Consider the following 924-nt stretch of genomic DNA (forward strand, 5'->3'; position numbering starts at 1 on the left):
CCCGGGTGCTGGTACCCACGCGGGTCAGGGTGACCAACGCGATGCGCCGGTCCAGCCCGGTATGGGTCATGGCTGCGGCGATTAACAACGCGCCGGCCACCAGCGCCAGCGCCGGGTTGGAAAACCCCGTCAACGCCATGCTGATGGCCGGGCTGGAACCGATCAGGTGCGTGGGGTCTTGCAGCGACGGCGCAGTGCCGAGCAAAAACGCCATCAACGAGGTGATCATGATCGCGCTGGCCTCGTAGGAGACCGCTTCGGTGATCCATACCACCACCGCAAACGCGAGGATCGCCAGCATCCGGTGCCCGGCCACCGGCAAGTCGGCCGGCAGCGGCAACAGCAGCACGCCGACCATCACCAGTACGCCGACCACCAGGCCCAGGGGCAACTTGAATGAAGCAGCTGTTGTTGCGGGGGCACTCATGGGGTTCTCCGTCGGCCGTGAAATCTGGCCCACAGCATGAGGCAAAGCGTCACGCCCGGTGTTGACGGGTATCAAGTGGCTAGGCCAATAACTGGGTCAACACCGCTCGCAACTTGCCGGGCTTGACCGGCTTGTTCAGCAATGGCACGTCCAGGCGCTGCAATGCACGGCGGCATTGGTCGGTGCGGTCGGCGGTGATAATCACTGCCGGAATCCTGCAGCCAAAATGCTCGCGCAACTGGTGCACGACCTCACAGCCCACCACGCCATGGTCCAGGTGATAGTCCGCGAGAATCAGCTCCGGTGCCCGGCCCTGCAACGCAACCAGTGCGCCGGCCTGATCGGTCGCAGTGACCACTTCGCAGCCCCACTGCCCAAGCAGCGCGCTCATGCTGTCGAGGATGCCGACTTCGTTGTCCAGCACCAGCAGCCGCCTCCCCGGCAACGGGTTGCCGGTGCTCGGTTGCGCGGCCACCACACTGATGGGCAGCGGCATG

The 924-nt window shown here is 65.2% G+C and carries 2 protein-coding genes; both read right to left on the reverse strand.

The window, feature by feature from the left end; genetic code table 11:
- Positions 1-427, reverse strand: a 427-nt coding sequence (locus HX846_RS36555; RefSeq protein ID WP_178967383.1) for an SLC13 family permease, incomplete at its 3' end; no start/stop codon positions are given.
- A gap of 79 nt (positions 428-506) precedes the next feature.
- Positions 507-924: response regulator (locus HX846_RS36560; RefSeq protein WP_178967384.1), on the reverse strand; the 418-nt coding region annotated here is incomplete at its 5' end.

This window comes from Pseudomonas sp. K5002 (assembly GCF_013386655.1).
In the GTDB taxonomy this organism is placed as follows: Bacteria; Pseudomonadota; Gammaproteobacteria; order Pseudomonadales; family Pseudomonadaceae; genus Aquipseudomonas.